3 protein-coding genes are annotated in these 4,759 nt (G+C 55.5%); all 3 read right to left on the bottom strand.

Features of this window, described 5'->3' with window-relative positions:
- On the bottom strand, positions 1–1,742 hold a 1,742-nt coding region (locus tag V6C07_RS11315), incomplete at its 3' end, for a translation initiation factor 2 (RefSeq protein WP_333536586.1).
- A gap of 26 nt (positions 1,743–1,768) precedes the next feature.
- On the bottom strand, positions 1,769–2,752 hold the full coding sequence (locus V6C07_RS11310; protein WP_333536585.1) for a glycosyltransferase family 2 protein: 984 nt from the start codon (positions 2,750–2,752) through the stop codon (positions 1,769–1,771).
- Positions 2,753–3,187: 435 nt separating this feature from the next.
- A complete protein-coding gene (locus tag V6C07_RS11305; protein WP_333536584.1) occupies positions 3,188–4,207 on the bottom strand; it encodes a mechanosensitive ion channel family protein in 1,020 nt (339 codons plus the stop codon).
- Between the last annotated feature and the right edge of the window lie 552 nt (positions 4,208–4,759).

The following is a 4,759-nucleotide window of genomic DNA, read 5'->3' as shown; positions in this document are numbered from 1 at the left end:
GCCTGCCCCTCTGGCAGAGGGGCGTTCATCTGGGCATTTTCTTCGGACGAAACAGGGAGAGCCGGTTCTTCCCTGGCGGGCGCGCCGCCCTCATGACGGCGAACAATAAGCCAGCCGGGATTTTCCCACACCACGTTTCCGTATTTTTCAAGCAGGGCGCGGTCTTCGGGCCTGTCGCAGAACAGCCACGGCAGGCCCGACTGCAGCCACACGTCCACATAGCCGGTAGGGCCTTGCGCGCGCAGCTTCTCGTTGGCAAGCCACTGCCGGGCCTGTTCCAGGTTTTTGTTATAGTAGGAATGCGCCCCGTCTTTAAAGGTGTGCCCCATGCCGCGCTTGGCGATATGGCGCACCCCCATATCACCGGCATTACTAAAAATAACATCACCAGGCATGGTCGCCTCCCGAAGGGCCACCAATGCCTCATGGTGCTTTTTCGCCTCGCCGGAGGCTCCTTCCGCCCTGCTCATATAGGGCATGGGAAGCCCCGTATGTTCGGCTATGCTGTACAGCGCGGCCACATTCTGTCTGTCGCCGTTACAGAGCAGCATAAGCAGCACCGCCAGAACGCAGAAGCCCGTGCGCAGCCATGTTGCCAGGCGCGGCCAGGCCAGGGTCAGCAAACCGGCCACCATAATCCATGCCAGAGGGACAAGATAGCGCAGGCCGCGCACAAACTCATGCGCCATAGGCAGCCGCCCCAGGGGCGGCGCCAGAAGGGACTCAAGCCAGGAGAACGCGGATACCAGGGCAAGGGCCAGCACAAAAGCCGGGTACATGGCGGCCAGTTGCCGTAACCGGGGACCACCGTTGCACCGGACCACAAGCCAACTGCCGAAACCGGCCAGAAGAATCCAGAAATTGGGCTTGCTCCAGCTCAAAAACAAGGCCAGACGCTCGGCAAAACGACCGTAATCCTTGGCCCATCGCTGCGAGAACAGCGTGTGGAACATCTCGATGTCCGCGGGACTGAACGCCTGCTTTTGCCCGAGCGAAGGCCACAGGAACGTCAACACCGGCACAAAGAAAAATATCAGGCACAGAACAAGATTGCCCAGATGCTTTGACCAACTCCAGCCCGGCGGCCTGCAAAAAAAGAAGGCCATAAAAAACATGGCGCCGGTATTGAGCGCCCCAAGACCGTGTATCCACATGCCCAGGCCCGCTGCCAGCATGACCGCAGGACGCCAGAAAGGACGGCGCATGGCGACCACCGCCCCCATAAGCATGAAGGGCCACAGGGCCGCAAAAAACGTGCGCGGCACCGGGTCGGAATGGGTCACGCCCCAGAAGGTTCCCCAGCCCACCCATACGGTGACGCTCATGAGCAGCGCCAGGATCAGCGCCGGGCCAGGGCTGCCGTAAAGCCATCGCCCCAGCAGATACATGCCCACAAGGTAAACAAAGATGATAAACGCCCCTGCCCACAGCAGCCCCACGGCATACTGGTCGTCCGGCGTGAGCAGTTCGGCGACAAACTGCTGAAGATTCCAGAGCGAGTTGGCCGGAGTGGCCTCACGCAGGATTTCATCTGCCTGAAAATCCTGCGGATTGTCCGCCCTGACCATAGAATACGCGTATACTGAAAGATCGCTGTCCAGATTTGCCCCATGCCCTGACAGCGGCACAATGCCCGACGCCACAAACAGCGCATAGCATGCAGCCAAAACAACAAACAAAATATCTACCGCCTTGACGCGCACACGGCTTCCGGCACTATTGGAGAGCATATATGTTTTCATCCATGTTTCCAGTAAAACAGCATACTTTACTCATCGGGCCGAGCATTTTTTGCATATACCCGTCTTACAATATATACTGGCCGACGTTTTGACTCCATATAGGCGCGCCCGAGGTATTCTCCAATCATGCCGATACCGATAAGCTGCAAACCGCCAAGGAAGGTTATGGCAACCATAAGAGACGCATAGCCCGGGACATCAACGCCGCCAAGAATAACCTTCAAGGCGATTACCGTGGCATAGATGAACGATAATGCAGAAATTGCCATGCCCACATAGGTCCATATGCGCAGCGGGGCAGTGCTGAAGCTGGTAAGCCCCTCAAGCGCAAAGTTCCAGAGACGCCAGCCGTTGAACTTTGTCTGCCCTGCCGCGCGGGCCGGACGTACATAGTCCAGATTGCACGTGCGAAAGCCCAGCCACGCAAACAGGCCCTTCATGAAGCGCCTTGATTCGGGCAAAAGCCGCAACGCCTCCACTACGCGCCGGTCCATAAGGCGAAAATCCCCCACGTTGGCCGGCAGTTTGGGTTTGGAAATCTTGTTATGCAGGCTGTAAAACAGATGCGCGGACGTGCGCTTGGCCCAGGTGTCCGAACTTCTGTTGGCCCGTCGCCCAAGCACCACATCAAACCCTTCCTGCCATTTTGCGACCATGTCGAGTATCAATTCCGGCGGGTCCTGCAGGTCAACGTCCATAGGCACGACAGCCTGGCCTGCGGCAAAGTCGAGCCCAGCCGTCAGGGCCGCTTCCTTCCCGAAATTCCGCGACAGCTCTATGACACGCACGCGGGGGTCGTCATGACAAAGACGTTCCAAAACAGCGGCGGTACCGTCGGTACTGCCGTCGTCAACAAAAACCATCTCCAGGTCAATATCAGTGCGTGTTTCAAATACCTCATTAATCTTATTGACAAAAATGTCAATAACATCAGCCTCGTTGTACACCGGGATCACCAGTGACAGGCTGATGCCCCCCTTGTGAGACTGCACTATCTCTGCACTGGACATCGAGATATTCCTCTCTCATTTATAACAGACATGGCAAGAGCACATATCACAAGCATCTATACGCCATCTTGCCCCTGAGCTTTGAAGCAACTGCGTTGCCAACTGCCCTGATGGCGGCAAAAACAGACGTCTGTGAAAGACACAAAAGCAGTTACCCGCACTGTCGAGCACCGTGTCAGCGTCGAGAACACCGCTTCCAGAACGGACTGACTTTGAGCGTGCCCATTCCCAAAGTTTAAGACGCGCCCGCTTCTGCGATTAACATAGCGAATAAATTTCGTTTATTTACGCATTCACCAGAGCAATTTCAAAGTGAAATTGCTCTAACGCTGACACCCACCCTCTGCACAATTGCGGGACCAGATGGGTCCCTCCTCCACCATAGCAAAGTCAGAGGACTGGCCGCCGAAAAATCACGCTCGCGCCGCCCCGGCGCTATGCGGGCTTGTTTTCGTCTTTCTCCAGATAAAGCGTTTGCGTAGGAAAGGCAAAGTCCGCGCCAAGGCCATGCACCACCGAAACGATGGCAAGATACACATCGTGCTGCGTCTGCATGAATTGCGCCCAATTGGTCGTTTTTGTGTAGCAGTAAATCAGGATATTCAGGGATGAAGCGGCAAATTCGTTAAAGACGACAAGAAGTTCCTGTTTTTTATCAATGCGCGCATCATCGTGGAGCATTTTTTTCAAACCATCCACAACGGCCTGCACCTTGTCCGCATCCTCATAGCGCAGGCCAATTTGCAGTTTGATGCGATAATTGGCTATGCGCCCCACATTCTCAATGCAGATGGACGAAAAGACATCATTGGGCACATACACGGGGTAATGCTCGAATGTCATGATCTTGGACATGCGCCAACCGATCTCCACCACCGTGCCTTCAATATTGCGATCAGGCGATTTTATCCAGTCTCCGATATTAAATGGACGGTCAAAGTACAGCATCAGCCCTGCAAAAAAGTTGCCCAGAATATTCTTGCCCGCCAGGCCGATGGCAATGCCGCCGATGCCGCCGAAGGTCAGCAGCCCGGCGAAACTTATGCCCAGATATTCGCCGAAGAACAGCATGGCGCACAGGCAGATGGACGCCTTGAGCAGACGCGACACAATACGCGCCGAAGTGGCGTCGCCGCTGGTTCTGGCAAGATGGTCGCTAAAGCGGTTGATCCCCAGAAAAGACTCACGGATAAGAATCAGAACAATGGCGACATGCTGAAAAATATTGATGTAGCGCGGATTGATGAAGGTCGCCCCGAACCTGTCCACCAGTTCCCGCGCGCAAAGGCTGATGGTCACCACAAGGGCGCAGGCCGCGCACACGCGCGCCAGATGCATGGCTGTATTGTCGCTGCGATTCTGCCCGCGCACGGTAAAATAGAACAGTATGGCCGTCACCACGGCAGCAATGGCGTAGCCGTCCGTCAGAAGCTCAAAAATCTTTTTTTCGTCCATATGGCCTTTCCACAACAAACGCGGCTGCGCGAAGTTTTTCCATCACATCCTGACAGACCCTGAAAAACGGCGAGGCAAAGCCCGCGCAATCACGGCAAGTGCTGCTTCCAAAATGTTTTATCGTCGGGGATATCTGCCCGCAAAGCGTTACGGCGCTCACTGCGGCGCAACAGAACATCTGCCGGCCGCCGCTGCCGTCCTAGAGAATTTAACACTGGAAATGCTTGCTTACGGCAGGCAAAAGCCTGCCTGCTCGCATTTCGTGGCAAGGATTTTCAGGAAAATCCTTGCAGAGCAGTTGACTCGTTTCATTCGTAAACTGCTCTAGATGTAGTGTTTCTATAGGTTGTTCACCCTCCCCAAATCGGTAAAGCTGGAGTTACCAGACAACAGCAAACCGAGTGAGGGAAAGGGTGAACAACCTATAGAAACACTACATCTAGGCCCATTTTCGGCCACCGGCTGAAGCTGCGCCTGCCCTCGCCGGCGGAACTGCGCACGCCAGGGAGCCTTGCGGTGAGCTTGCCTCAGGCCTGTGACACAGGGGCATCC

Source organism: Desulfovibrio sp. 1214_IL3152 (genome assembly GCF_036763055.1).
In the GTDB taxonomy this organism is placed as follows: Bacteria; Desulfobacterota; Desulfovibrionia; order Desulfovibrionales; family Desulfovibrionaceae; genus Desulfovibrio.
Note: the sequence above shows the minus strand (reverse complement) of the source record. Positions and strands in the feature narration are given on the sequence as shown.